The 25,051-nt window shown below is 63.1% G+C and carries 22 protein-coding genes; 12 read left to right on the top strand and 10 right to left on the bottom strand.

What is annotated here, in order from left to right:
- Nucleotides 1-24 precede the first annotated feature (24 nt).
- The 4 genes from D0T21_RS20760 (at nucleotide 25) to D0T21_RS20745 (ending at nucleotide 2,812) form a co-directional block, all read left to right on the top strand.
- Nucleotides 25-771: an MgtC/SapB family protein gene (locus D0T21_RS20760; RefSeq protein WP_116991217.1), complete on the top strand. Its 747-nt coding sequence runs from the start codon at nucleotides 25-27 to the stop codon at nucleotides 769-771.
- 1 nt (nucleotide 772) lies between these two features.
- Nucleotides 773-1,390, top strand: coding sequence for a DUF924 family protein (locus tag D0T21_RS20755; protein WP_116991216.1), 618 nt, complete (start codon nucleotides 773-775; stop codon nucleotides 1,388-1,390).
- Nucleotides 1,390-2,214, top strand: coding sequence for a Rossmann-like and DUF2520 domain-containing protein (locus D0T21_RS20750; RefSeq protein ID WP_116994508.1), 825 nt, complete (start codon nucleotides 1,390-1,392; stop codon nucleotides 2,212-2,214). Before D0T21_RS20755 ends, D0T21_RS20750 begins: the two co-directional genes overlap by 1 nt.
- A gap of 235 nt (nucleotides 2,215-2,449) precedes the next feature.
- Nucleotides 2,450-2,812, top strand: a complete 363-nt coding sequence (locus D0T21_RS20745) for a hypothetical protein (protein ID WP_116991214.1) — start codon at nucleotides 2,450-2,452, stop codon at nucleotides 2,810-2,812.
- 2 nt (nucleotides 2,813-2,814) lie between these two features.
- Here D0T21_RS20745 and D0T21_RS20740 read toward each other — a convergent pair whose 3' ends face one another.
- The gene (locus tag D0T21_RS20740; protein WP_116991213.1) at nucleotides 2,815-3,402 is read right to left on the bottom strand and encodes a molybdopterin-dependent oxidoreductase; all 588 of its coding nucleotides are present in this window, start codon (nucleotides 3,400-3,402) and stop codon (nucleotides 2,815-2,817) included.
- A 43-nt stretch (nucleotides 3,403-3,445) separates the two neighbouring features.
- Between D0T21_RS20740 and D0T21_RS20735 the strand changes: the two genes are divergently transcribed.
- Nucleotides 3,446-4,051 carry an alpha-ketoglutarate-dependent dioxygenase AlkB gene (locus D0T21_RS20735; RefSeq protein ID WP_116991212.1) on the top strand — a complete coding sequence of 202 codons (606 nt, stop codon included), beginning with the start codon at nucleotides 3,446-3,448 and terminating at the stop codon, nucleotides 4,049-4,051.
- A gap of 183 nt (nucleotides 4,052-4,234) precedes the next feature.
- Entirely contained in the window at nucleotides 4,235-4,822 is a 588-nt protein-coding gene (locus tag D0T21_RS20730; RefSeq protein WP_116991211.1) for an outer membrane beta-barrel protein, read from the top strand.
- A gap of 50 nt (nucleotides 4,823-4,872) precedes the next feature.
- Here D0T21_RS20730 and ettA read toward each other — a convergent pair whose 3' ends face one another.
- Both ettA and rarD read right to left on the bottom strand, forming a co-directional pair.
- Nucleotides 4,873-6,540, bottom strand: a complete 1,668-nt coding sequence (gene ettA, locus D0T21_RS20725) for an energy-dependent translational throttle protein EttA (RefSeq protein WP_116991210.1) — start codon at nucleotides 6,538-6,540, stop codon at nucleotides 4,873-4,875.
- 82 nt (nucleotides 6,541-6,622) lie between these two features.
- The gene (gene rarD, locus D0T21_RS20720) at nucleotides 6,623-7,498 is read right to left on the bottom strand and encodes an EamA family transporter RarD (protein WP_116991209.1); all 876 of its coding nucleotides are present in this window, start codon (nucleotides 7,496-7,498) and stop codon (nucleotides 6,623-6,625) included.
- A gap of 227 nt (nucleotides 7,499-7,725) precedes the next feature.
- On the opposite strand from rarD, the gene D0T21_RS20715 reads away from it, so the two are divergent.
- On the top strand, nucleotides 7,726-9,606 hold the full coding sequence (locus D0T21_RS20715; RefSeq protein ID WP_116991208.1) for a potassium transporter Kup: 1,881 nt from the start codon (nucleotides 7,726-7,728) through the stop codon (nucleotides 9,604-9,606).
- Nucleotides 9,607-9,723: 117 nt separating this feature from the next.
- The gene (locus D0T21_RS20710; protein ID WP_116991207.1) at nucleotides 9,724-10,578 is read left to right on the top strand and encodes an FKBP-type peptidyl-prolyl cis-trans isomerase; all 855 of its coding nucleotides are present in this window, start codon (nucleotides 9,724-9,726) and stop codon (nucleotides 10,576-10,578) included.
- Nucleotides 10,579-10,651: 73 nt separating this feature from the next.
- Here D0T21_RS20710 and D0T21_RS20705 read toward each other — a convergent pair whose 3' ends face one another.
- From D0T21_RS20705 to D0T21_RS20690, 4 genes are read right to left on the bottom strand one after another with little or no spacing between them, the layout of a single operon-like run.
- Nucleotides 10,652-13,081, bottom strand: a complete 2,430-nt coding sequence (locus D0T21_RS20705) for an ABC transporter permease (RefSeq protein ID WP_116991206.1) — start codon at nucleotides 13,079-13,081, stop codon at nucleotides 10,652-10,654.
- 13 nt (nucleotides 13,082-13,094) lie between these two features.
- Entirely contained in the window at nucleotides 13,095-15,485 is a 2,391-nt protein-coding gene (locus tag D0T21_RS20700; protein WP_116991205.1) for an ABC transporter permease, read from the bottom strand.
- An 18-nt stretch (nucleotides 15,486-15,503) separates the two neighbouring features.
- Nucleotides 15,504-16,184, bottom strand: coding sequence for an ABC transporter ATP-binding protein (locus D0T21_RS20695; RefSeq protein WP_008443565.1), 681 nt, complete (start codon nucleotides 16,182-16,184; stop codon nucleotides 15,504-15,506).
- A gap of 32 nt (nucleotides 16,185-16,216) precedes the next feature.
- Nucleotides 16,217-17,521, bottom strand: coding sequence for an efflux RND transporter periplasmic adaptor subunit (locus D0T21_RS20690; RefSeq protein ID WP_229211573.1), 1,305 nt, complete (start codon nucleotides 17,519-17,521; stop codon nucleotides 16,217-16,219).
- 201 nt (nucleotides 17,522-17,722) lie between these two features.
- Between D0T21_RS20690 and D0T21_RS20685 the strand changes: the two genes are divergently transcribed.
- Complete coding sequence (locus tag D0T21_RS20685) at nucleotides 17,723-19,150, top strand: sigma-54 dependent transcriptional regulator (protein WP_116994507.1); 1,428 nt, start codon at nucleotides 17,723-17,725, stop codon at nucleotides 19,148-19,150.
- Nucleotides 19,140-20,384: a PAS domain-containing sensor histidine kinase gene (locus D0T21_RS20680; RefSeq protein ID WP_116994506.1), complete on the top strand. Its 1,245-nt coding sequence runs from the start codon at nucleotides 19,140-19,142 to the stop codon at nucleotides 20,382-20,384. Before D0T21_RS20685 ends, D0T21_RS20680 begins: the two co-directional genes overlap by 11 nt.
- Before the next feature lie 10 nt (nucleotides 20,385-20,394).
- On the opposite strand, the gene D0T21_RS20675 is transcribed toward D0T21_RS20680, so the two are convergent.
- Nucleotides 20,395-20,847: a GNAT family N-acetyltransferase gene (locus D0T21_RS20675; protein WP_116991202.1), complete on the bottom strand. Its 453-nt coding sequence runs from the start codon at nucleotides 20,845-20,847 to the stop codon at nucleotides 20,395-20,397.
- A 95-nt stretch (nucleotides 20,848-20,942) separates the two neighbouring features.
- Nucleotides 20,943-21,368: an organic hydroperoxide resistance protein gene (locus D0T21_RS20670; protein WP_008443571.1), complete on the bottom strand. Its 426-nt coding sequence runs from the start codon at nucleotides 21,366-21,368 to the stop codon at nucleotides 20,943-20,945.
- Between the two features lie 242 nt (nucleotides 21,369-21,610).
- Between D0T21_RS20670 and D0T21_RS20665 the strand changes: the two genes are divergently transcribed.
- Both D0T21_RS20665 and D0T21_RS32875 read left to right on the top strand, forming a co-directional pair.
- Nucleotides 21,611-22,606, top strand: coding sequence for a TniQ family protein (locus D0T21_RS20665; RefSeq protein ID WP_116994505.1), 996 nt, complete (start codon nucleotides 21,611-21,613; stop codon nucleotides 22,604-22,606).
- A 116-nt stretch (nucleotides 22,607-22,722) separates the two neighbouring features.
- Complete coding sequence (locus D0T21_RS32875; protein WP_116994504.1) at nucleotides 22,723-23,622, top strand: TniQ family protein; 900 nt, start codon at nucleotides 22,723-22,725, stop codon at nucleotides 23,620-23,622.
- Nucleotides 23,623-23,806: 184 nt separating this feature from the next.
- Here the strand turns inward: D0T21_RS32875 and D0T21_RS20655 are convergent, their stop codons facing one another.
- Complete coding sequence (locus D0T21_RS20655) at nucleotides 23,807-25,045, bottom strand: AAA family ATPase (protein WP_116994503.1); 1,239 nt, start codon at nucleotides 25,043-25,045, stop codon at nucleotides 23,807-23,809.
- Nucleotides 25,046-25,051 lie beyond the last annotated feature (6 nt).

The following is a 25,051-nucleotide window of genomic DNA, read 5'->3' as shown; positions in this document are numbered from 1 at the left end:
CGCCACCGCTGAAAGAGACCACGCATGCCACCGATCGAGTTCCTGTTTGCTTACTGGTCCGCCCATGAAATCGCCACCAACGGCGTAATTTTGCTGAATCTGGTCGGCGCTCTGCTGCTAGGCCTGATGGTCGGCTACGAGCGCTCGTATCACGGCCGCGCCGCCGGCATGCGCACTTACGGGCTGGTATGCATGGCGTCCGCCGCGCTGACCGTGATCGGCGGCTATCCCGGCGAGTGGTTTGGCGGCCATGCCGGTCACACCATCCTGACCTCCGACCCGACCCGCATCGTGCAGGGCATCGTCACCGGCATTGGCTTCCTCGGGGCCGGCGTCATCATGCGCGAAGGCTTTAATATCAGCGGCCTGACGACGGCGGCCTCGATCTGGGCCTCCTCGGTGATCGGCGTGATGGTCGGCATCGGCTTCTACCTGGGCGCGATGGGGCTGGCGGTGCTGTGCGCCGGCGCGATGATCCTGCTGACCAGGGTCGAGGCCTGGTTGCCGTCGCGGCATGCGATCGCGATCACCATGCGCTTCAAGGCCGGTTATCTGCCGCAGGAACCGGCGCTGCGGCAGATGGCGCTGCAACGCGGCTATGAAATCGCCGGCGGCTCGCTGATGATAGGCAGCGACGGCGGCATGCAGGAATGGCGCTTCGTCGCCATCGCGCTGAGCAAGCGTAGCGGTGCGCCGATGTCGGTGCTGTCGGCTGAGCTGGCGCAATTCGACGGCATCCACAGCTTCCAACTCTCGCACGCACGCAACTAACATGAGCATGAACGAACAAGCCAGGGCAGTATTCGATTTCTGGTTCCAGCCCACCGCAGGGCAGGCCGCCGACGCGACGCGGCGCGAGTGGTTCCAGAAGAACGACGATTTCGACCGTGAGATCGCCAGCCGTTTTGGCACGCTGATCGAGCAGGCGCTGGCCGGCGGGTTGCATGCGTGGGATGCGGAAGGTCCGCAGTCCGCGCTGGCGCGCATCCTGGTGCTGGACCAGTTCTGCCGCAACGTCCACCGCGGCACGCCGCTGGCCTTTGGCGGCGACCCGCAAGCCTTGCAGGCGGCGCGCAATATGGTCGAGACGGAGCAGGACCTGGCGCTGCCGCCCCTGCAACGCGCTTTTGTTTACCTGCCGTTCGAGCACGCGGAGGACATGGCGATGCAGGAGCAGGCCGTGGCCCTGTACACCCGCATGGCGGACGCCGGACGCGACACGACGCCGCCGGCCACCAGCCAGGCCATCGCCGGCATGCTCGATTTCGCTCATCGCCATCGCGAGGTGATACGCCGCTTCGGCCGCTTCCCGCACCGTAACGCCATCCTTGGCCGCGCGTCGACGCCGGAAGAACGGGAGTTTTTGCAGCAGCCGGGGTCCGGTTTCTGATGGCGACCTTCAACCTGATCGGCGCCGGCCATGTCGGCCGCGTGCTGGGACGTTTGCTGGCTGCACAGGGTGGCTTCCAGGTGCGGCAGGTGCTGACGCGCTCCGCCGCGTCGGCGCAGGCTGGCGTGGATTTCATCGGCAGCGGCGCGCCGGTGCAGCGTTACGATCAATTGCTGCCGGCCGACATCCATGTGCTGGCCGTGGGCGATGACCAGATCGCCAGCGCCTGCGCCGCGCTGGCGCTGGCGGTGCCGCTGCAAGGCAGCATCGTATTCCATTGCAGCGGCGCGCTGGCGTCCGGCCAGTTGCAGGCCGCGCGCGATGCGGGCGCGCTGGTCGCCAGCGTCCATCCGATCCGCAGCTTTGCCGATCCGGAAGCGGTGGCTGCCCAATTTCCGGGCACCTACTGCGGCATCGAGGGCGACGCCGTCGCGCTGGCCGTGCTGACGCCGGCCTTGCAGGCGATCGGCGCGCAGCCGGTGCCGATCGATGCCTCGGCGAAGACCGTGTATCACGCCGCCGCCGTCTTCGCCAGCAACTACCTGGTGACGGTGCTGGACGCCGCCTTGCGCGCTTACATGGCGGCCGGCATCCCCGAGGAGGTGGCGCGCCAGATGGCGCAGCCGCTCGCGACCGAGTCGATGGCCAATGTGTTCCGGCTCGGCGCGGCCGCCGCGCTCAGCGGCCCGATCGCGCGCGGCGACATGGTCACTGTGGATCGCCAACAACGGGCGGTCGACCAGTGGGACAGATCAACCGGCGAACTTTACCGGGCGCTGGTGGCGCCCACCGTCGATCTGGCGCAGCGAAAACGGCAGAAATAGCCCGCCGTGACGGCTACGCCTCTTATCTCCTTGCAAATTACTACTTAACAACTATATTTTAAGTAGGTGTATGCTTTTCCCGTGAGCGAGCGTTGCAGTTTTATTGGTACGAATTGACAAATAAGTGGCGGGATTAGTCGACAAACCTCGGAATTAGCAATAAGCTTGTTTCTTAGAATGTTTTCTTGAAGAATCTAGCAATAAGCCGGCGCACCAATAGGATAGGGGTAAGAACATGTTATTTCTGAAGAGTACGACCGTCACGAAAGCGCCAGGGATTTACGACGTAGATATCGCCGCTAAACCACCCGGCAAGACTTTTGGTGTGTTCATGGCCACCGATCCGGACAATCCTCCGGCCGAAGTGCTGGCGGCACTGGCGGCGATGGGTTTCAAGAACACCTACAGCGGCGGCTACACCCACAAGGACCGCGGCAAGGTGCTGGACCTGCACTTCCAGAAAGACGGCACCGACTTGTTCCAAGGCTGGAAAGCCGAAGAGATGGAAGCCAATATGGCCGCCATCACTTCGCTGTTCAGCGGCATCGGCATCACCATCGCGCCGCGCGTGATGACTTTGGCCGAAGCGTACGCCTAAGCCTAAGCCTGCACCTCGATGTGATACAGGGCCCACGGGCAGGAACCGAACCGTTCTGCGAGCGGTTTGGCCGCCATTTTCGGGACCTTGTCGGCATCGTAAATCGCCCATAGCGGACCCAGTCCGCCCAGCGCCATCGCGGCGCCATCCAGATGGGTGGCGACGATGTAGCGCTGCGCGCGCGCCTGCGCCACGGTGACCGTGGCCGCATAACCATCCACCGCACGCAACACCAGCTTGCCGCTATCGCCCAGCGATGCGCCGGCCGCCTTCATCACGTCCAGCAGCAGCGGGCCGCGCAGCGTGTGCACCTTGCCGTCGTATTCCAGCGTCGGCTGGATGGTGATGGCCGGCAGCGCGGCCAGCGCGGCGAAGTCGAAGGCATGCGCCTTGTCGAAGCTGAGTTTTTGCTTGAACATCATCTGGTCGCGCACTGGATCGAAGCGGCCACGGTTGACCTTGCCGACGGCGCCGGTCACGGTCAACAGCGCCGGTCCGGCGTTGCCCGCAGCTGCGGTGGCTTGCGAGACGGGCAGGGCGGCGGCCATGCCGGCCAAGGCGGCGCGGCCCAGAAACTGGCGTTTTTGCATACGAGGTTCTCCTGTCTGACGTAGTGCCGGTATCATACCGCGCATGGACTTATTTGCAGACGACGGCGACTTGACGCCCATCCCGATCGAGGATGGCGAACTGTGGTTCCAGCAGCGGCTGGCGCTGGACCTGGCGCCGGCCGAGGCCATGCAGCGCCTGCTCGACGAAACCGACTGGCGCGAGGAACAGATCCAGGTCTGGGGCAAGCTGCACATGCAGCCGCGCCTGAGCGCCTGGCATGGCGACGCCCGCTACCGATATTCCGGCAAGCTGTTCCATCCGCTGCCCTTCACCCCTTTGCAACTGCACATCAAACAGGCAGTGGAGCTGGCCACCGGCCGCCAGTTCAACAGCCTGCTGCTGAACTACTACCGCGACGAACGCGACCGCATGGGCTTCCATGCCGACAACGAGCCGACGCTGGGGCCGAATCCCGCCATCGCCTCGGTCAGCTTCGGCGCGGCGCGCACCTTTATCCTCAAGCACCGGACCCTGCCGAAGACCGTCAAGCTGGCGCTGGGCGACGGCTGCCTGCTGCTGATGGCGGGCAGCTTGCAGCATCACTGGCTGCATGGCATCAACAAGGAACGCGGACCCAAGGGGCCGCGCATCAACCTCACTTTCCGCAATATTCTGCGCGAACCTTAAGCCTCTCTTAAGTTTGGAGGAAGCTAGTGTAAGCCATCTATAATTCGGCTTACATCCTGTCACACTTCTTACTAAATCGGTGCGGACAGGTGTTGGCGTGAGTGCTATCTTGGCTCCATCGCAATTCAGAGAACTGCGATCCCAAGCAAGTCCAACACTCATTTTGCTGAAAGATCCAAGACCATGAAAAAAATTCTGTTCACATTAGTTGCTTCCGCTGCCGCCCTGGCCGGCACCTCCGCTTACGCCGCCGATGACGCGGGCACCGCCTACATCGGCGCCGGTGTCGTGGGCAGCCACTACAAGTTCGACGTGCCTGGCGCGACCAGCACCTCCGACCGCAGTGGCGACAAGGCGACCGGCAAGATATTCGCCGGCTACAACATCGACAAGACCTGGGCGGTTGAAGGCGGTTATACCGACTTCGGCAAGAAAGGTTATGACTACACGGTAGGCGGCGCACCCGGCCACGTGCAGACCAAAGCAAGCTCGTTCTACGTTGCGGGCAAGGGCACCTACACGGTGAATGACCAGGTCGCCGTGTTCGGCAAGCTGGGCGTGGCGCGTAACCACAACGACGTCACCACCACCGGCATCGCCTCCGTCAGTGGCGACGCCAACAAGAGCGCGCTGTACGCCTCGGTTGGCGCAGAGTACGCGATCAACAAGAACGTGAAGGTCTCGCTGGAGTATGAAAACTACGGCAAGAACAACATCGACCTGGGCCGCAAAAACAGCGCCATCACTGCAGGCGTGCGCTACAACTTCTAACGCTTTCGTTCCTGCATAAAAAAAGGCCACCTCGCGGTGGCCTTTTGTTTTTATACGGTCAGTGGCTTGTAGCGGATGCGCTTAGGCTTGGCGCCCTCTTCACCCAGACGTTTCTTCTTGTCGGCTTCGTATTCCTGATAGTTACCGTCGAAGAAGGTGACCTGCGAGTTGCCTTCGAATGCCAGGATGTGGGTGGCGATACGGTCCAGGAACCAGCGATCGTGGGAGATCACCAGCACGGAACCGGCGAACTCCAGCAGCGCATCTTCCAGCGCGCGCAGGGTTTCCACGTCCAGATCGTTCGACGGTTCATCCAGCAGCAACACGTTGCCGCCTTTGAGCAGCGTTTTGGCCAGGTGCAGGCGGCCGCGTTCACCACCGGACAGGTTGCCGACGATCTTCTGCTGGTCCGAACCCTTGAAGTTGAAGCGGCCCAGGTAGGCGCGCGACGGCATGTCGAAACGGCCGACGCTGAGCATGTCGGCGCCGCCGGACACGTCCTCGAACACGCTCTTGCTGTCGCTCAGCGTATCGCGGCTCTGGTCCACCAGCGAGATGCGGGCGGTCTGGCCGATCACCACTTCACCGCTGTCCGGCTTGTCGAGGCCGGCGATCATCTTGAACAGCGTCGATTTACCGGCGCCGTTCGGGCCGATGATGCCGACGATGGCGCCCGGCGGAATGGTGAACGACACATTGTCGATCAGCAGGCGGTCGCCAAACGCTTTCGACACGTTCTTGAACTCGATCACTTCGTTACCCAGACGCTCGGCCACAGGGATGAAGATCTCCTGGGTCTCGTTGCGCTTCTGGTATTCGTACTCGCTCAGCTCGTTGAAGCGGGCCAGGCGGGCCTTGGACTTGGCCTGGCGCGCCTTCGGATTCTGACGCGACCATTCCAGTTCCTTCTGCAGCGCCTTCTGGCGCGCCGATTCGGTCGATTCTTCCTGCTTCAGGCGATTGGACTTCTGGTCCAGCCACGACGAGTAGTTGCCCTTCCATGGAATGCCATGGCCGCGGTCCAGCTCCAGGATCCATTCGGCGGCGTTGTCGAGGAAGTAGCGATCGTGGGTGATGCCGACCACGGTGCCCGGGAAGCGCAGCAGGAATTGTTCGAGCCAATCGACGGACTCGGCGTCCAGGTGGTTGGTCGGTTCGTCGAGCAGCAGCATGTCCGGCTTGGACAGCAGCAGCTTGCACAGCGCCACACGGCGTTTTTCACCGCCGGACAGCACGCCGATCTTAGCGTCCCAAGGCGGCAGGCGCAGCGCGTCGGCCGCCATTTCCAGTTGCAGGTTCAGGTTGCCGCCGTCGGAGGTCGAGATGATCGCTTCCAGACGTGCCTGCTCGGTGGCGAGGGCGTCGAAGTCGGCGTCTTCCTCGGCGTAGGCGGCGTACACGGCTTCCAGCTTGGCTTGCGCTTCAAACACTTCGCCCAGGCCCGATTCGACTTCCTCGCGCACGGTTTTTTCGGGATCCAGCTGCGGTTCCTGCGGCAGGTAGCCGATGTTCAGGCCCGGCATCGGCACGGCTTCGCCCTGGATGTCGGTGTCGATGCCTGCCATAATTTTCAGCAAGGTCGACTTACCGGAGCCGTTCAGGCCCAGCACGCCGATCTTTGCGCCCGGGAAGAAGGACAGCGAAATATCTTTCAGAATCTGGCGCTTGGGCGGGACGATTTTGCCCACCTTGTTCATGGTATAGACGTAATTTGCCATTGAGAATCTCAGTAAGAATTTTTTAATTGCGTAGAAATGCAAGGAAGGACGACAGGATACGATAAATCCCGCCGTCCGCCCACTATTTAGCGCGTTTGCCGGCCCACAGCCCCTCGGCCACGTACAGCGCCAGCGCGCTCCAGATGATGGCGAAGCCGATCAGCCGCGCCGGCGGGAAGCTTTCATGGAACACCCACACGCCCAGCAGCGCCTGCATGGTGGGCGACAGGTATTGCAGCAGGCCCAGCACCGACATCGGGATCTTGCGCGCGCCGGCCGCGAACATCACCAGCGGAATCGCGGTGATCGGCCCGGCCGCCGCCAGCAGCCAGCGGGTGCTGTCGTACGGGGTGTTGATGAAGGTATTGTGGCCGTGCAGCGTCAGCCAGACTACATACACCAGCGCCAGCGGGAACAGCAGCATGGTCTCCAGCGACAGGCCTTCCAGCGCCGCCAGCGCCGCCGTCTTGCGCAGCAGGCCGTAGCCGCCGAAGGTGATGCCTAAAATTAAGGCAATCCACGGCACCTGGCCGGCCGACCAGGTCAGCCACAGCACGCCGCTGGTGGCCACACCGATGGCGATCCACTGGCCGCGTCGCAGCTTTTCCTTCAGCACCAGCAGTCCCAGCAGCACGTTGACCAGCGGATTGATGAAGTAGCCCAGGCTGGAATCGATGACGTGGCCGTTGTTGACCGACCAGATGTAGACGAACCAGTTGGCCGTCAGCAGCAGCGCCGAGGCGACAAAGCTGGCCAGCACGCGCGGATTGCGCAGCACCTTCGGCAGCCACTTCCATTGCTGGCGCGCGGTCAGCACCAGGCCCAGGAACAACAGCGACCACAACATCCGATGCGCCAGGATTTCCATCGCCGGCACCTCGCCAATGGCGTGGAAATACAGCGGGAACAGACCCCAGCAAAAGAACGCGAATGTGGCGTAAACAATACCTATGTTCATGGGGAAGGACGGCGGGGACGAGGGCAAGGTCTGCCATTATCGCTTAAATGGCGTGGCGCCGCTGCCGGGCCCGCCGCCGCGCCTGCCGCCGTACTCGCGCTTCAGCCCGCACCAGCGTACACTGGCGTTATTGAAATATTGGAACGCCCTTCCATGCGAAAATCTCCTTGCCTTTTGCAAATACTTATCCTATTGTGCAATGCACCAAAACAACAACAGGTGCAATCTTGACCGAGCAACATAAGAAAAGCAGCCTCGTCGCCCTGACGCTGGCTGCGGTAGGCATCGTCTACGGCGATATCGGTACCAGTCCCCTCTACACCCTCAAAACCATCTTCGATCCCGAGCACGGCCTGACGTTGAACGAGTTCAACCTGCTGGGTATCATCTCGCTGATCTTCTGGGGCCTGACGACCATCGTCTCGCTCAAATACGTCAGCCTGGTGCTGCGCGCCGACAACCGTGGCGAGGGCGGCATCATGGCGCTGATGGCGCTGGCCCTGAACTCGGTCACCAAGAAAGCGCCGCGCTGGCACTATCCGCTGATGCTGCTGGGCGTGATCGGCGCCACCATGTTCTACGGCGACAGCGTGATCACCCCTGCCATCTCGGTGCTGAGCGCGATCGAGGGCCTGGAAGTGGCCGCGACCGGACTGGAACAGTACATCGTGCCGCTGACCATCATCGTGCTGGTGACCTTGTACGCGGTGCAGCGCCACGGGACGGCCGGCATCGGCCGCTGGTTCGGCCCGGTGATGGTGGTCTGGTTTGCCGCGCTGTCGGTCATGGGCCTGATCAACATCGTGCAGGCGCCGCAGATCCTGTGGGCGTTGAACCCGCTGCACGCGCTGCGCTTCATGTTTGAAAACCGCATGATCGCCTTTGTCGCGCTGGGCGCCGTGGTGCTGGCTTTCACCGGCGCCGAGGCGCTGTACGCCGACATGGGCCACTTCGGCAAGCGGCCGATCCGCTTCGCCTGGTTCATGATCGTGTTCCCGTCGCTGGCGCTGAACTACCTGGGCCAGGGCGCGCTGTTGCTGACCCATCCCGAAGCGATCGCCAATCCCTTCTTCCAGCAGCTCGGCGCCTGGAGCGTCTACCCGCTGGTGGCGTTGTCGACGCTGGCGACGGTGATCGCCTCGCAAGCCACCATTTCCGGCACCTTCTCGATGACCAAGCAGGCCATCGCCCTGGGCCTGCTGCCGCGCATGCGCGTGCTGCATACCTCGGCCACCGAGATCGGCCAGATCTACATTCCTATCGTCAACTGGCTGCAACTGGCGGTGGTGCTGATGGCGGTGGTCGGTTTCGGCTCGTCGGAGAAACTGGCCGGCGCCTACGGCATCGCGGTCACCGCGACCATGCTGGCCACCACCTTCCTGACCTTCTTCGTGATCCGCTTCCGCTGGAACCTGCCGCTGTGGGTGTGCTTTGCCTCCACCGGCTTCTTCATCGTGATCGACATGCTGCTATTCTCGGCCAGCTCGCTCAAGCTGTTCCACGGCGGCTGGTTCCCGCTGCTGCTGGCGATCATCCTGTTCACGGTGATGCTGACCTGGAAGCGCGGCCGCGAGCTGGTGTTCCAGAACTTGCAGAAGCATGCGATTCCGCTGGAAGACTTCCTGGCCTCGCTGTTCGTGGCGCCGCCGACGCGGGTCTACGGCACCGCCATCTTCCTGCGCGGCGAGAGCGACGGCGTGCCGCACGCGCTGCTGCACAACCTGTCGCACAACAAGGTGCTGCATGAGCGCGTGGTGTTCTTCACGGTGCACGTGGTGGAAGAGCCGTTCGTGCCCGCGGCCGAGCAGGTCAAGGTCACGGACCTGGGCCACCAGTGCTACCAGGTGAACGTCCACTACGGCTTCAAGGACGAACCGGACATCCCGAAAGCGCTGGCCCTGTGCGATTGCCTCGGCCTGCCGTTCGAGATGATGGAGACCTCGTTCTTCATCGCCCGCCAGACGGTGATCTCGACCCCCGGCGCCGGCATGTCGACCTGGCGCGAGCACCTGTTCGTGGCGATGTCGCGCAACGCCCGCGGCGCCGCCGACTACTACCAGATTCCCACCAACCGCGTGATCGAACTTGGCACGCAAGTGGAAATTTAAGCACACCCACGGCGCTAAAAGATGTAACCGAATGTAGCGCCCGGAGCGGAAGCGGCATGGTCTGCTAAACTTCTGCTCCGAATGTGCGACCAATACGAATACTCATCAAAGGTAATCATGAAATCGATGTTTCAATTTATTGCTGCCGTTGCCTGCGTAGCGGCCCTGACGGCCTGCGGCGGGGGCTCGAAAGCTCCGGTGGCGGTGGTGGTGCCGCAACCGGCGTTCAAACTGACCGATACCGTGGTCGGCACCGGCGCCGCGCCCAAGGCGGGCGACATTGTGGTGATCAACTTCACCGGCTACCTGTATGACTCGACCAAGGCCGATTTCAAGGGCGCCAAAGTGGAAAGCTCGGTCGATACCGGCAAACCGGCCACGCCGTTCACGGTGGGCCTGGGCGCCGTGGTGGCGGGCTGGGACCAGTCCATCCTCGGCGTGGATCCTGTCCCCGCCATGAAAATCGGCGGCAAGCGCACCGCGATCCTGCCGGCCAACCTGGTGTACGGCGCCACAACGCGCGTCGCGACAGGCATCTATCCGGCGATTCCCGCCAATTCGCCGATGGTTTATGACTTCGAACTGGTCGATGTCATCCCGGGCACGGTAATCGTTCCCGTTCCGCCGCCGACGGTGCTGACTATAGTCAATGACGCGGTCGGCACCGGCGCTGTCGCGGCCTCCGGCAAGACCGTGACTGTGCGTTATACCGGTTGGTTGTATGACGGCACCCGCGCGGACTATAAGGGCCCTCAGTTCGACAGTAATGTGACCGCGACCGATCCGGCTAAGTTCGTCCTTGGCAGCGGCGATTCGATTGCGGGGTTCAGCAATGGCATCATCGGCATGGCGGTCGGCGGTACGCGAACCGTGACCATACCGCCCGACCAGGGTTATGGTGCGGCCGGCAAAGGGAGCATTCCGCCCAATGCGACGCTGATCTTCCAGATACAACTCATCACGGTCAATTAATTCGATCGGATGCAAATGAAAAAGGCCGGTTCCCCTGTTGAGGGAACCGGCCTTTTTTTTTGATGCGGGGCGCCTAGTCGCGCAGCGCCTGCGCCGGTGCGATGCGCATCGCCGCCAGCGTGTGGCGGGCGGTGGCCAGCGCCATGATCAGCAGCGCGCACGCCAGCGCCGCCGCCGGCGCCCAACCGCCCAGCGGTGTGCGCGCCGCGAAGCCCGCCAGATAGCGCTCGATGGCCAGCCACGCCAGCGGCAGCCCGGCTGCGGCGGCGGCCATCGTCAGCAGCAGGAATTCGCGGCTGACCAGCTTCGCGATCGCCTTGCGGCCTGCGCCGTGCAGCTTGCGCAGCACGATCTCGCGCGCGCGGCGCTGCACGCTGTGCGCCGCCAGCACGTAGATGCCGAAAGCGGCCAGCGCGAACACCACCGCCGTGGCGCAGGCCAGCAGCCTGGCCATGCGCACATCGTCGGCGTAGGCCTGCGCGTAGTAGCTGCCGGCCCGGCGTATCACCGGCTCGCTGGCCGGGAAGTAGCGGCTCCAGACGGCGGCGATGTCCTGTTCCAGTACGGCGCGGCCTTGGGCATCCGGCGCGGCGCGCATGCGCACCGTCAGCAGCTGATTGTCCTGGGTGATCTGGTACATGGTCGGACGCACCGGGTCGCGCAGTGTTTCCCAGCGCAGGTCGGGCGCCACGCCGGCGATGCGGAACTGGCTGCCATTGATGCGCTGTCCCACCGCCTGCTGCGAGGACGACCAACCCAGCGCCTGCACCGCCGCCTGGTTGACCACGACGTTTTGCTCGCCGTCGCCGGCCGCGCCTTCTATGCGCGGATCGAACAGGCGTCCGGCCAAGGCTTTCAGGCCATAGACGTTGAAGAAATCCGGCCCGACAAAATGCACCGATAGCGCTGCGCTGCTGCCGTCCACGCGCTTGACCGTGGTGCTGCCGTGGGTGCCGGTATGGTCGTCGCGGCCCGGCACGTCGCGGGTGTCGGCCACGCCGGCCACGCCGGGCAGTCGCGCGATGGCGTCGCGCAGCGAACGGGCAGCGGGACTGTCGCGCAGGTTCTCGCTCATCTCCACCACCAGCAGCGGTTCGGCATCGAAGCCCGGCGGCGCCGCTGCGGCGAACTGTGTCTGCCACAAGATCGCCAGCGCCACGCTGCCCATGCTCATCGCCGCGCCGAACTGCACCGCCGTCAGGACGCGGCGCAGCCAAGCGCCGCCGGCGGTCTCGCCGCTGCGGTGGGCCAGCGCGATGCCCATGTCGACGCCGCGCGCCAGCCAGCCCGGATAGACGCCGGCCGCCGCGCCGACCAGCGCGCCGGCCAGCAGGCACACGCCGATCGCCGCCGGCGTGAACATGCCGTCCAGGCGTCTCTCCAGCAGGTCGGAGGCCAGCGGCAGCAGCAGCCACGCCAGCAGCACGCCCAGCGCGGCGGCAGCCACCGACAGCAGCAACGACTCGGCCATGAACTGCGCCAGCAACTGGCGCGTGCTGGCGCCCAGTACGCGGCGCACGGCGATCTCGCGCTGGCGGCGCAAGGTGCGCACCGTCGCCAGGTTGACGTAGTTGATCACGGCGAGCAGCAGTATCAGCAGGCCGGTGGCGCCGAGCGCGAGTACCACGCGCAGGTCGCCGCGCGGGCCGGTGCCCATGGTGTTGGCGACGCTGCGGTCGAAGTAGGCGTCGGCCAGCGGACCGAGGCCGACATCGACCATCTTGCGTCGGCCCAGCGCCACCTTCATTTCAGGCGTCGCCAGGTTGGCCCACGGAGCACGGTCGATCACGTCCTGCAGCGCCCGCTGCAGGGCTTGCGGATTGACGCCCTGGCCGGTTTTGACGTAGATGCGGCCGCCGATGCCCATCCAGTTGGACAGCGCCGCCTGGCGCTCCTTCTCCGGCCACAGCGCGCTGCCCACGCCAACCAGCGCGTTGAATTGCAGCGTGCTGTTGGCCGGACGGTCCGCCAGCACGGCTAGTACTTGCAGCGCCTGGCGATTGATCTCGATGCTGCGTCCCAGCGCCTGCGTGGTGCCGAACAGGCGCAGCGCGGTCTGCTGCGTCACGGCCAGGCCGTCGGGCCGGGTCAACGCCGCACGCAGGTCGCCGGCTAATGCGGGCAGGCCGCTGATGGACTGGAACGCCGGATCGACCGCCGTGACCTCCAGTTGCTGCGTGCGTCCGTGCAGTTGCAGCGTGGTCTGGCGCGGCCACCAGGCGCTGGCTTCCAGCGGCACGCCGCTGCGCAGCGCCACCTCGCGCAGCGCGAACGGCGTGTATTCCATCCATTGCGGCTGCGGGATGAAGTTCAGCCGGTGCTTGATGACGAACACGCGCTCGCGCTGCGGCACGTCGCGGTCGTAGCTGAAGGAGTAGGCCACAAATCCCAGCAGGAGGAAGCAGACGGCGAAGCCGGTCGCCAGTCCCAGTATCTCCACGGCGGAGTGCAAGGGATGGCGCAGCAGCAGGCGCCAGCCGATGCGAAAGTCGCTCGTTTTCATTCCAGTCTCCGGTTCAGTCGCGCAGCGCCAATGCGGGCGACATGCGCAAGGCCGTCACGGTATGGCGGGTGGTGGCCAATAGCGCCACCAGAAGGGCCATCGCCAGCGCCGCCGCCAGCGTCCAGATGCCGATGGGGGCGTGCTCGGTGTAGACCGCCAGGTAGCGCTGGATGGCCACCGCCGCCAGCGGCAGGCCGATCAGCGCACCGGCGCCCACCAGCGCCGAGAATTCGCGGCCCATCATCAGCGCGATGTCGGCGCGGCCGGCGCCGTGCAGCTTGCGCATCACGATCTCGCGCCGGCTGCGCTGCACGCTGTAGGCCGACAGCACGTAGATGCCGAAGGCCGCCAGGGCGATGGCGATCACACTGGTGGCCGCCAGTATCCGTATCAGCCGCGCTTCGGTGGCGTAGCGTTCTTCGATGACGGCCTGCTGCGTCTTCATCTCCATGATGGCGTTGGGGAAGTGGCGGCGCCATACCGGTTCGATCTCGCTGTACGCCGTCTCCAGGCTGTCGCTGGTGCGTATCATCAGCACGCCGCCGGGACGGACGAAATAGACGATCGCTTTCGGTGGCTGGTGCAGTCCCTGGAAGCGCACATCGGGCGCGACGCCGACGATCTCCATGCCGCCCGGTACAACCTGGCCGACCGCATCCTTCGGCGCCGCAAAACCCAGCGCCAACGCGGCGGCGGTGTTGACCACCGCGCGCGGGGACTTGCCGTAGTCGACATCCTGCGTCGCGTTATACAGGCGTCCGTGCAGCGCTTGCAGGCGGTTCAGCTCAAACCAGTTGGCGCTGATGTTCTTGCCCTCCAATGGGATTTCGCGGCCATCCCTGGTCGTCACGGTGTTGATCAGCTTCATGCCATCGCGGCCGACCGCCTCTGAAATGGACGACACGCCTTCGACGCGCGGCAGCCGGGCCAGTTGCTCCATGAAGGCGACAGCACCCTGCCTGCCCTCCGCGTCGGACGGCAGGTTCAGCACCAGCAGGTGCGCGGTATCGAATCCCGGCGAGGCGTGCATGGCGAACCAGGTCTGCCAGCCGACCGCCAGCGCCGTCGCCGACAGCGCCATCGCGCTGGAAAACTGCAGTACCGTCAGCACGCGCCGCACCCACAGACCGGCCGCGGTTTCGCTGTTGCCGCGTCCCGCCAGCGCGGGTCCCGGCAACGCGTGCTGCGCCAGCCATGCAGGATAGGCGCCCGCGCACACACCGATGAACAGTCCGAACGCCAGCGCGATCACGCAGCGCCAGGGCGTGAACATGCCGGCCAGCGGGCGGTTCACCAGCTCCGAGAAGGTCGGCAGCAGCAGCCACGCCAGCACCAGGCCGGCCATGGCCGCCAGCACGGAGGTCAGCGCCGCCTCGCTGAGGAACTGGCGTACCAGGCGCATCGAGCTGGCGCCCAGCAGCTTGCGGATGCCGATCTCGCGCTGGCGGCGCAAGGTGCGCACCGTCGCCAGGTTGATGTAGTTGATCGCGGCCAGCAGCAGGATCAGGAAACCCGCCGCCGCCAGTCCGAACACGCTGCTGCGCTGGCCGTACTGCTCGCCCGCGCGGCTGTTGGCCAGGCCTTCGTCGAAGTAGGCGTCGCGCAGCGGCAGCAGGCTGATATCGGCGACGTTGCGGCCGTTCAGGCCTTTGCCCATGGCGCTGGTTTTCACCCGCTGGTTGGTGGGCGATTTTTCGCTGGCTTCCTGCAGCAGCGCCGTCAACGCCGCCATCGACGCGCCGGGCTTGAGCTTCATGTAGACGGTGCCGCGTCCCCATTTGCTGATCGCGGTCTCGCGCTCCGGCCAGGCGCTGCTGCCGGTACCGACCAGCGCCTCGTACTGCTGGCTACTGTTGGCCGGCGGATCGGGCATCAGCGCCCGCACCTGCAATACCGTGCCGTCGACCCTGACGGTCTGACCGATCGCGGGATTGTCACCGAACAGTTTATGCGCACCGGTCCGCGTCAACGCCAGGCCGTCCGGCTGCGTCAGCGCCGCGTTCAAGTCGCCTTGCAGCGCGACGATGCCGAACATGGTGCGAAAATCGGGATCGACCACTTGCAGCGCCAGTGCGCGCAGTTCGTTGCCGGCCCGTAGCGGCGATTCCAGCGGCTTGGCGACGCTGGCCTCCGATACCATGCCGCTGGCGAGGGCCACATCGCGCAGGGGCATGAAGGCCCAGGCTTGCCATTCAGGGCGCGGGAAGACGTTGATGCGCTGCTTGACCACGACCAGGCGGTCGTTGTCGGGGATGGCGCTGTTGAAGTTCAGGCAGAACTCGACAAAGCCGAACAGCAGGAAGCAGGCGGCAAAGCCGATCGCCAGGCCGCCGATGACCACGGCGGAGTAGGCCGGCTGCTGCAACAGCAGGCGCCAGCCGATGCGAAAGTCGCGCAGGTTCATGAAGGTGGTCCTGACGTTTTAAGCGGCTTGCAGGACGTCGACCATGATGCGGCCATCCAGAAGATTCAGTGTGCGCGAAGCCTGCGCGGCATGGTCCGGCGAGTGCGTGACCATCACCACGGTGGTGCCTTCGGCGTTAATCTCGCGCAGCAGGCGCATGACTTCATCGCCGTGCGCGGTATCCAGGTTACCGGTCGGTTCATCGGCCAGCAGGACTGCGGGGCCGGCCACCAGCGCACGCGCGATCGCCACGCGCTGTTGTTGGCCGCCCGACAGTTGCGAAGGGCGGTGCGAAGCGCGATGACCCACGCCCAGTTTGTTGAGCATCGCTGTTACGCGCTCGCGCCGTTCGCGCGCCGGCGTGCCGTTGTATTCCAGCGCCAGTTCGACGTTCTCGAACACGGTCAATTCTTCGATCAGGTTGAAGCTTTGGAAGATGAAGCCGATGCGGCCGCGCCGCAGCTGGTTCAGTTTCGATTCGCTCCAGCCGGCCACGTTCTGGCCTTCGAACCAGTATTCGCCGTGGTTCGGCACGTCCAGCAGCCCCAGTATGCCCAGCATGGTCGACTTGCCGCAGCCGGACGGCCCGGTGATGGCGACGTATTCGCCCGCTTCGATTTCCAGGTCGATGCGATCCAGCGCGGTGGTCTGGATTTCTCCTGCCTGGTGGATTTTGCTGATGCCGACGAGTTTGAGCATGGGGTTTTGCCTTTAGTGATAGTTATGGGAATTTACTGCGTTATTTGCAGCCGTGGTGAATTTCCGTAGGCCGCGTAGCTGGACAGGATCACCTTGTCGCCGGCGGCCAGGCCTTCGAGCACTTCGAGCTGGCTGTTGTTGCGGCGGCCGACGCGTACCGCGCGCCGCTGCGCCGTGCGGCCGCCGGCGTCCAGCACATAGACCCAGGCGCCGCCGCTGTCGTTGATGAAGGCGCCGTTCGGCAGCAGCAGCGCCTTGGCCGGCTCGCCCAGCGTGATGCGCGCGTCCAGGCTCTGGCCGGGATTGAGCACCGGCGGCTGGCCGCCGGTGAACACCAGTTCCACCATGAAGCGGCCCTCCTTGATCTGCGGGTAGATGGCGCGGATGTCGATCGCGTAGCTGCGCTCGTCCTGTTTGACGCTGCCATGGCGGCCGACCGCCATGCGGTTCAGGTAGTACTCGTCGACGCTGGCGGAGAGCTTGAAGCGCGCCGGATCGTCGATGCGGCCGATGTTCTTGCCGGTGCTGATCGATTCACCCACCTGCAGGCGGAAGTTGGTCAGCCGGCCGTCGACCGGTGCCCGCACGGCCAGCGCATCGACGGTGGCGGCGACCAGCTTCAGGCCGGAGTTCAGGCCGCCGATCGCCGTTTCCAGCTGCGTTGCGGCATCGCGGCGCACGCTGTCCTCGGTGCCGGAGGCGCGCTCCTCCTGTGCCAGCAGGCGGCGTTGCTGTTGCAGCTTGTCGGCCGATTCCTCCAGCGCGACGGCGGAGATATAGCCCTGCGCCGCCAGCCTCACGTTGCGCTCATGCTGCTTGCGGACCTGCTCCAGCGCGTACTGGAGATCTTCGCGCCGACGCTGGTGGTCGCTGGCGCTGGCCTCCTGCGCCACGCGCAGGTTGGACAGGTTGAAGATGCTGACCGCGTGTTCCGACTGGCGCGCCAGCAGCTCCAGGTTGCGCTGCGGGTTGGAGATGCGGAACAGCAGCTGGCCTTTTTTCACCAGCGTGCCGTCGATGGCGAAGACTTCTTCGACCCGGCCCGATTCAACCGAGTCGAGTATCACGGAATTGAGCGGCTCCGCATTGGCGCGCACGACGATTTCGTCGACGAAGATGCCGCGCGCGGCCTGGCCGATGCGCAGGTCGGCGCCGTCGATCTGCAGGCCGCGCGGCATCCACGACCACAGGGCGTAGCCGGCCGCCGCGACGGCCAGCGTGGCCGCCAGCCCGATGGCGATGGCCTTGCCGCGTTTGCGGGGCACCACGACATCCATCGCCGCGCCGCTGGATGGCAGGTGGGAAGGAGAGGGGCCGATATTTTTTTTGATGTGCATGGCAGCCATACAGCAAGCCCTGTGCCATGGTCAAAAAGCCTGTATCGACGGCCTGTTTGGCCCTCATTGGCGCTCATTGGCTACCCGGTGTCCGCTTATGAACAGCGGCCAGTGTTCGGAACTGAACACTTGCGGCGCGCGTCCGGGGCCTGCGGCCGGAAGCCATGTCCGGCGCCCGTTGGCGGCTGCTAGAATGCCTGCATGACCGCCTACGTACTGATACTCGATGATGACGCCGATGTCGCCACTGCCGCGCAGCTGCTGCTGCGGCGACGCTATGACAAGGTCGCCACGCTGTGCGATCCGGCAGGCTTGCCGGCCTTGCTGGCGCAGGGCGTGCCGGATGTGGTGCTGCTGGACCTGAACTTCACGCCCGGCTTCATCGACGGCGCCGAAGGCCTGGCGCTGCTGGACCTGTTGCGCCCACAGGCACAGCCGCCGGCGGTGATCGCGATGACCGCCTACGCAGACGTGCCGCTGGCGGTGGAAGCGCTGAAGCGCGGCGCTGGCGATTTCATCACCAAGCCATGGGACAACGCGCGGCTGGTAGCCGCCATCGACCAGGCGCTGGCCCGTCGCGCCGCCCTGCGCGGGCCGACCGCGGCGACGCCGGAGCTGATGGGCGAGTCGGCTGCGATGCGCGAGTTGAAGGCCTTGATCGCCAGCGTGGCGCCGACCGAGGCGAACGTGATGGTGCTGGGCGAGAATGGCGTTGGCAAGGAGCTGGTGGCGCGCGCCATTCACGCGTTGTCGCGCCGCGCGGCCGGCACGCTGCTGGCGGTGGACATGGGGGCGCTGCCGGAATCGACGTTCGAGAGCGAGTTGTTCGGCCACCGCAAAGGTTCGTTCACGGACGCCAAGGCCGACAGGGCGGGGCGCTTCCAGGCCGCGCGCGGCGGCTCGCTGTTTTTGGACGAAATCGGCAACATGCCGCTGGCGGCGCAGGCCAAGTTGCTGACCGCCCTGGAACGGCGCGAGGTAACGCCGATCGGCGCCGACAAGCCGGAAGCCATCGACGTGCGCATCGTCAGCGCCACCAATCTGGACGAGGCGCGGCTGTTCGATCCCGCCGTGTTCCGGCCGGATTTGCTGTTCCGCCTGAACACCATCGTGATCCGCGTGCCGCCGCTGCGCGAACGGCGCGAGGACATTCCGCTGCTGCTGGCGCATTATCTGAACCTGTACGCCTTGCAGTACGACCGGCCGGTCCGCAACGTGAGCGCGGCGGCGATGGACGGCCTGCTGCGCCACGACTGGCCGGGCAATGTGCGGGCGCTGCGCCACGCCTGCGAACGCGCCGTGATCCTGGGGCAGGGCGCTGAATTCTCGCTGGGCGATTTCGGCCTCGGCGCCGGCGCTGCGGCGCTGGATGATGGCGAAGATTTCATCGCATCGCCGGGCGTCGCAGTTGCCGCTTCAGCGCGCGCCACCATCAATGGCTCCGTCAGCGGCTCCACTAGCGGCTCCGGCAGCGGCGCCATCGCCGGCGACATGACGCTCGACGCGCTGGAACGCGAAGCCATCGCCTCGGCGCTGGCCCAGTTCAACGGCAATATCAGCCACGCCGCCAAGTCGCTGGGCGTCAGCCGCGCAGCGCTGTACCGCAAGCTGGGCAAGCATGGCATCTGAACGCCTCCTTAAGCTGGGCGCTGCCGCCAGCGTCGCCGGCTTGATGGCGCTGACCGCCGTTGCCGACGTTATGTCCGCCACGCCAGAGCCGCGCCGCATCGTGCTGTGCTGCCTGGCCGCGCTGGTGCCTGCGGCCGTGCTGTGGCAATGCCTGCGCCGCCTGGCTCCGCGCACCCCACGCATGGAAGCGCACGATAGCGCGATGCATCACGGCGCCCCCGCAGGTCGCGAACTGGCCGACACCATCCACGCGCTGGAAGCCCGGCTCGAACACGCGCCCATCGCGCTGTTCAGCATCCGGAACGCGGCCGGCGCCGGCGCGGTGGCGCCGCTGAACGCCAGCGCGCGCCGCTTGCTCGCACCCGGCCGCGCCAGCGCGCCGCAGGACCTGCACCAACTGCTGGCCGCGCAGACCGCCGGCCAGCGGCAGCTGATCAGCTTTGACACCGAACGTGGCGTGGAGCGCGCGCTGGTCGCCGTCGCCGCGCTGACGATGCAGGGCGCGGCCCAGCGCCTGGCCGCGCTGATGCCGGTGGAAAGCGAACTGGAAGCCGAAGCCCTGAACGCCTGGCGCGAACTGGTGCAGGTCCTGACCCACGAGATCATGAACTCGCTGACCCCGGTGGCGTCCTTGTCGCGCACCGCCTGCGGCTTGCTGGACGAAGCGGCGGCCGGACTGCCGGCCGATATCCACGCCGACCTGGGCACCGCGCTGGACGCCATCTCGCGCCGCGCCGCCAGCCTGGTCGATTTTGTCGGCAGCTACCGCAGCCTGTCGACCGTGCCGCAGGCGCAGCCGCAGCGCGTGCTGCTGGAGGAGTTGTTCGACCGCCTGTCGATGCTGATCACGCCGCAATGGCAGGCCTTGGGTGGAAAGGTGTCGTTCTCGGTGGAGCCGGCGTCGCTGGCGGTGATGGTCGATCCCGGCCAGTTGGAGCAGGCGCTCATCAACCTGCTGAAGAACGCGTCCGAAGCCATCACCGACAAGGCGCCGGAAGCGCAGGTGCGCGCGCGCTTCAGCCGGGGTGGCCGTTTGCGCATCGAGGTGGTGGACAACGGCCCAGGCGTGCCGGAGGCGCTGGCCGCGCACATCTTCACGCCGTTCTTCTCGACCAAAAAACAGGGCCGGGGCATCGGCCTGGCGATGGTGCGGCACCTGGTGCACGCCAACGGCGGCACGGTGCGTTACGCGCGCTCGGTCAGCGCCGGCGCGCGTTTCATGCTGACGTTCTAGCGCACGGGTCTTACCGCAGCATGTCGATGTGCAGGATGCCGTCTTCGTCGTAAGGCTCGGTCACCGTCTTGAAGCCGAAGCTGCCGTAGAATTTTTCCAGGTGCGCCTGCGCGCCGATGCGGAAACCGTGGCCGGGATGCAGTGCTTCTGCCAGCGGGATCGCCTTGGCCAGCAGCTCGCGGCCGATGCCGCTGCCGCGCGCGGCCTGCGTGGTCAGCACGCGGCCCAGCGACATTTCGTCATACTTCACGCCGGGCGGCACGCAGCGCAGATACGCAACCAGCGTGCGCTTGCCGTCGATCTCGCGCCAGGCCATCAGGTGATGGCACTGTGGATCGGCGCCGTCGATGTCCGGGTACAAACAGGTCTGCTCCAGGATGAACACCTGCTGACGCTGCAGCAGCACTTCATGCCAGTCCAGGCGGGGGATGTCGTCAAAGGCCAGCCATTGCCACTCAATCATTGCGTGTCCCGATGCGGTTCAAAACAACGATTGTATGTGAAAAAAGGCCGGCGCCTCGGAGGAGGGGCCGGCCTTTCATTCGGGGACCGTATCGATTAAACGATGGTCAGGGTGACGTCGATGTTGCCGCGGGTGGCGTTCGAGTATGGGCACACGATGTGGGCGGCGGCGACCAGTTTCTCGGCTTCTGCGCGGTCCAGGCCTGGCAGCGAGATTTTCAGTTCGACTTCGATGCCGAAACCGGTAGGGATAGGACCGATGCCGACGGTGCCTTCCACCGAAACGTCTGCCGGAACGGCGATCTTGTCGCGGCCGCCGACGAATTTCATCGCGCCCAGGAAGCAGGCCGAGTAGCCTGCAGCGAACAGCTGCTCAGGGTTGGTGCCGACGGCGCCGGCGCCGCCCAGTTCTTTCGGGGTGGTCAGTTTCGCGTCCAGCACGCCGTCGGAGGAAACAGCACGGCCTTCGCGGCCACCGGTTGCTTTTGCGTTTGCGCGGTACAGAACTTGTTGGATCGACATGATGATTTCCTTTGAGTTGGTGAGAATGTTTAATTAACTATCTAATCGCTAGCTACCTACTTCTACTACTATCCGGCGCTGTTTGCAGCGCCCATGAACACACTATAGATCGTGTGCTATTGAATAGCAAGCGATTTTTAAAAATATTTTTTACACGGGATGCGTGGCCCGTCGACGTATTCCGTGCAAATAAAGTCGCTAATGTTTTAAAAAAGTCGCAAACAGCCAAATAAAGTCGCTAAATGAAAATATTGATAAAAAACACACAAAACTCGATCACAAAAAGTTCTCAACTCAGTGCGTTCGAAGGCCACCTTTTCGACTGGTTTCCAGGGGAAACGATATACGGGTTACTCTCCAGACACCACCAGTCTCGGGGACATATTGAGGCAGTTGACACGATCAAACGCTTCTTTGGCACGGACAATGGCGCCAGCCTTCACGAAAACTTGTCTAGCCTTGATGTCTTCGTGAGGAAAACAGGTGGCCGCCTAGGAACTCCGAAGTCGATCTTGGTGGAGCATACGCTGTTGCGGTTCTATCGCTCGTTCATGAGCGAACGTGAAACTTTGCTGCTGGGGTCTGCGCGACCGCGCGCCGAAACCGTTCTGAAATTTCCTCTGAACCTTTGGCGGGGAGGCTTTAGTGGTTTGCATCCACACAAAGCCTGTCCAGAGTGTGTAGAAAATGACCTAGAAAATTTCGGTGTCGCATACTGGCATTTGGTTCACCAGTATCCTGGGGTCTGGGTTTGTCTACACCATGGTCGCGGACTACTTTCGGCGTCCATGACCGCGAAGGGGCGGCAGCGGTTCATGTGGGCGACTCCCGGTGCGGAGGAGTTTCTGGAAGCGCCCACGCACCTTGCCGGGCAAGCCAACCTCAGCAATTTTGTTTGGCTTGGGGAGCTAATTACCTCTAAGCTGGTATCTGACTCAGGCCGAGTCCTAGTCGAGACAACGAGAGCTAGATTTCGCAAGCGCTTACATGAGGGCGGCAAATTGACCCCGACGCACAAGCTTCGCAGTCCGGACAATTCTGAAATCGCCAATATTTGTAAGCGGTTTCTGACTTTCGTGGAAAATTATCGCGGTGCGCCGGAATTCGCAAGCATGCCCGATACCGTTCTTTCAGCTCACCGGCTTCTGTCGCGATACGTAAATGGCAAGAGCCGTCTAAAAACATTAGAGCACTTGCTTCTATGCGCTTGGGAAATTGGTGAGTCAGGACGGCTCTGATTCAAAAGGGAGACTATAATTTGGCCCTCAAGGGGTGGTATTGGGTATTGGAAATTTGAGTTGTCTTTTGGGATTTCTTTTACAATCTTGGTCCGGGACTTTTTTTGGATTGAAGATTGCTCTACCAGCTACCACTTCCCGACGAATTTTACTTGGGATACTCCGGACGCCTTGCACGTTCCAGCGGTTGTTCGTCGCTCCGCGCACAAAAAATAATTGCTGCCAAGTTTCCTTCGGCGAACCCAGCGCAGAAGAAAAGGTACTTGATTGAGCTTTTAGCTCAGGCGGCCAATGCGGACTTTGCCGACTTTGTTCTTGCGCACACCTTACTACCTTATCAGCACGCAATACGCTGGAATGACACGCTCATCAAACATGGGGAACCAAAACGGTTGCCCTTCATGTGCAGGGCGGCAACAAGGATATTGAGACCAGGTGGCTATCTTTGCGCACAATGCATTGCAGATGATTTCGAATTGCATGGACCGAGCTATTGGAGACGGGCTCACCAATTGCCCGGTATCTACTTGTGTAGTGACCATCGAACGCCACTGCATTATTTGGGGGGGCGGGATGTATTTGACCTAGCGCCGTCTGCAGCGCTAGAATTCGCCAATTCCGTCGGAGACGAGATCGCAATGGAGGCGGCCACGTCACCATTCGTCTCAGAATTTGTACGTTTGTCGAATGTCACAATGACGTCCAAGCGGCCGTTGTCTACGCACATTGCCTATAAAATCTTCAACTTGAAGGAATCGCGGATAGATTACACGCTCAGAGAGCAAGCACCTGCGCCCCATCGACTACTCAGTGATCAGATCCTGGCTGCTTTTCCTCGATCGTGGCTTGAGGCGACATTGCCCGAGACCCTAAAGAAAAAGCGAGGTCAGTTTTCTCGGATTGATAGGGTATTGCTGCGGTCCCCTAACGCTGGCTCTTGGATCGCATACTTGCTAGCGTTTTGCGTTGTACCAGCGGCTGCGGCGAGATTCGAAGAAATGGTAAGCAGCGCATAAATAATCGTGGGGGTTATGGTACCGTGAGTATTCTCATCGTGCCGGACACTCGGCCGAAAGTGGGCTGATCCGGCTTGCCGCGAGAATCGATGCCCGGATTGATGAGAATACTGAGTACCGTTGGCAAAGTACTGAAGCCGCGCCCCCGACAAATTCGGGCAACTGCGGCTCGGAAGGCAGACCACTATCCCCAATTAGCTGCCCAGTTCGCATCATCCGACGGGAGCATGTCTGAGAATTCTCCCATCCGTTTCGGATCCCTGGACCTTACAGCTTCGATCGGAGAATGAATGGCCTGTTGATAAAGGACAGAGGCACGCTCGAAGTCACCGAGCCTCAGGGAGTCTGTATTTTGACGTAAGAATGCGACTCTATGTGCTCCTATCCACAGAGCGAATATGATCCGCAGAACTCCGCCTGTCAGGTCAAGAAGAAGTTGCGGCAGCTCATGCGCATCCTTCTTGTTCAAGGGATCTGCTACATACTGATGCTTCATTAGCTCCCCCAACAATTGCTGATAGTAGGGATCGCTGACTTTCTCAATTGGCTTGAAACGATGATGCCCACCTTCCGAAATACGTTGGCCAGTCGAGAACCGCGTATTGAACGCAGGTGTAACGTCGGGCGTTCCGGTGAAGAGGACCGAAATCTGAGAATTCATTAGAGTTAAAAGCCCCCTCAAACAAAGGTCGTCTTTCAACGATAACGACGATATCCGACGAGCATCGTCTTTTTTTCTCCGTCTAGCTTCTAATGTTGGAAGTGTAAATAAATTTTGTATTTCGTCTAGGTGGAGCTGGCCCAAGTAGAGCGAGTTCGCTTCGCAGATCCAACGATTCAGCATTTCTTCAGCGTCCGGTCTAGGTTTTGCAAGATCGTCATCGAATATGGAAGTCTGACAGACTCTATCGGTCTCGCGCATCAAAGCTCGCGCCAAATCCACCAATTTCCCAGATCCAGGCACAGTGCAACTTATCCACACGAGTTGGGGAACCGGCCACGCGACATCTGGGAAATCGTCGTGAATGATTAACTGTTCGAGTGTCCCTAAAATATGCTTGGCTGCTGCAGTTTTACCTACCCCGGAGAGGGCCTCCACGATTGCGCTCATTGCAGGAGGAATCGGGCGGCTTCCTCCCTTCTCCTTATTTATAAAGCGCCTTGCAGAGGGATTTCTTGGATCTAAAGAAGCGAGGTTGCTCCTCATGTTCAGCTCCACCGTTTCGAACAACCGAAGCTCGGATGGATGTGGAATATGCATTGAGCGCACGTTTTGCAAAATGTGAAGACGGATGTGAGGTGGGACCTCTGCAATGTTTTCATGGACGGCCGGCAGATACGTTAGAGCTGCCATAGCCTCGTCCCGTGATAACAACGGACGCAAGCGGTCAATCAAAATATTGCCAGCATAGGGGTTATACATTTTCAC

Origin of the sequence: Duganella sp. BJB476 (genome assembly GCF_003416895.1) — a bacterium.
Taxonomy (GTDB): Bacteria; Pseudomonadota; Gammaproteobacteria; order Burkholderiales; family Burkholderiaceae_D; genus Rugamonas.
This window is presented reverse-complemented; position numbering and strand designations above follow the sequence as displayed.

Bases quoted from the DNA above. Each gene is read 5' to 3' on its own strand.
- D0T21_RS20740 (WP_116991213.1), bottom strand. From the start codon at position 3,402: ATGCAAAAACGCCAGTTTCTGGGCCGCGCCGCCTTGGCCGGCATGGCC.
- D0T21_RS20755 (WP_116991216.1), top strand. From the start codon at position 773: ATGAGCATGAACGAACAAGCCAGGGCAGTATTCGATTTCTGGTTCCAG.
- D0T21_RS20750 (WP_116994508.1), top strand. From the start codon at position 1,390: ATGGCGACCTTCAACCTGATCGGCGCCGGCCATGTCGGCCGCGTGCTG.
- D0T21_RS20690 (WP_229211573.1), bottom strand. From the start codon at position 17,521: ATGCACATCAAAAAAAATATCGGCCCCTCTCCTTCCCACCTGCCATCC.
- D0T21_RS20685 (WP_116994507.1), top strand. From the start codon at position 17,723: ATGACCGCCTACGTACTGATACTCGATGATGACGCCGATGTCGCCACT.
- D0T21_RS20760 (WP_116991217.1), top strand. From the start codon at position 25: ATGCCACCGATCGAGTTCCTGTTTGCTTACTGGTCCGCCCATGAAATC.
- D0T21_RS20705 (WP_116991206.1), bottom strand. From the start codon at position 13,081: ATGAAAACGAGCGACTTTCGCATCGGCTGGCGCCTGCTGCTGCGCCAT.
- D0T21_RS20675 (WP_116991202.1), bottom strand. From the start codon at position 20,847: ATGATTGAGTGGCAATGGCTGGCCTTTGACGACATCCCCCGCCTGGAC.
- D0T21_RS20730 (WP_116991211.1), top strand. From the start codon at position 4,235: ATGAAAAAAATTCTGTTCACATTAGTTGCTTCCGCTGCCGCCCTGGCC.
- ettA (WP_116991210.1), bottom strand. From the start codon at position 6,540: ATGGCAAATTACGTCTATACCATGAACAAGGTGGGCAAAATCGTCCCG.
- D0T21_RS20745 (WP_116991214.1), top strand. From the start codon at position 2,450: ATGTTATTTCTGAAGAGTACGACCGTCACGAAAGCGCCAGGGATTTAC.
- D0T21_RS20655 (WP_116994503.1), bottom strand. From the start codon at position 25,045: ATGTATAACCCCTATGCTGGCAATATTTTGATTGACCGCTTGCGTCCG.
- D0T21_RS20680 (WP_116994506.1), top strand. From the start codon at position 19,140: ATGGCATCTGAACGCCTCCTTAAGCTGGGCGCTGCCGCCAGCGTCGCC.
- D0T21_RS20670 (WP_008443571.1), bottom strand. From the start codon at position 21,368: ATGTCGATCCAACAAGTTCTGTACCGCGCAAACGCAAAAGCAACCGGT.
- D0T21_RS20710 (WP_116991207.1), top strand. From the start codon at position 9,724: ATGAAATCGATGTTTCAATTTATTGCTGCCGTTGCCTGCGTAGCGGCC.
- D0T21_RS20665 (WP_116994505.1), top strand. From the start codon at position 21,611: ATGAAAATATTGATAAAAAACACACAAAACTCGATCACAAAAAGTTCT.
- D0T21_RS20700 (WP_116991205.1), bottom strand. From the start codon at position 15,485: ATGAACCTGCGCGACTTTCGCATCGGCTGGCGCCTGCTGTTGCAGCAG.
- D0T21_RS20735 (WP_116991212.1), top strand. From the start codon at position 3,446: ATGGACTTATTTGCAGACGACGGCGACTTGACGCCCATCCCGATCGAG.
- D0T21_RS20695 (WP_008443565.1), bottom strand. From the start codon at position 16,184: ATGCTCAAACTCGTCGGCATCAGCAAAATCCACCAGGCAGGAGAAATC.
- rarD (WP_116991209.1), bottom strand. From the start codon at position 7,498: ATGAACATAGGTATTGTTTACGCCACATTCGCGTTCTTTTGCTGGGGT.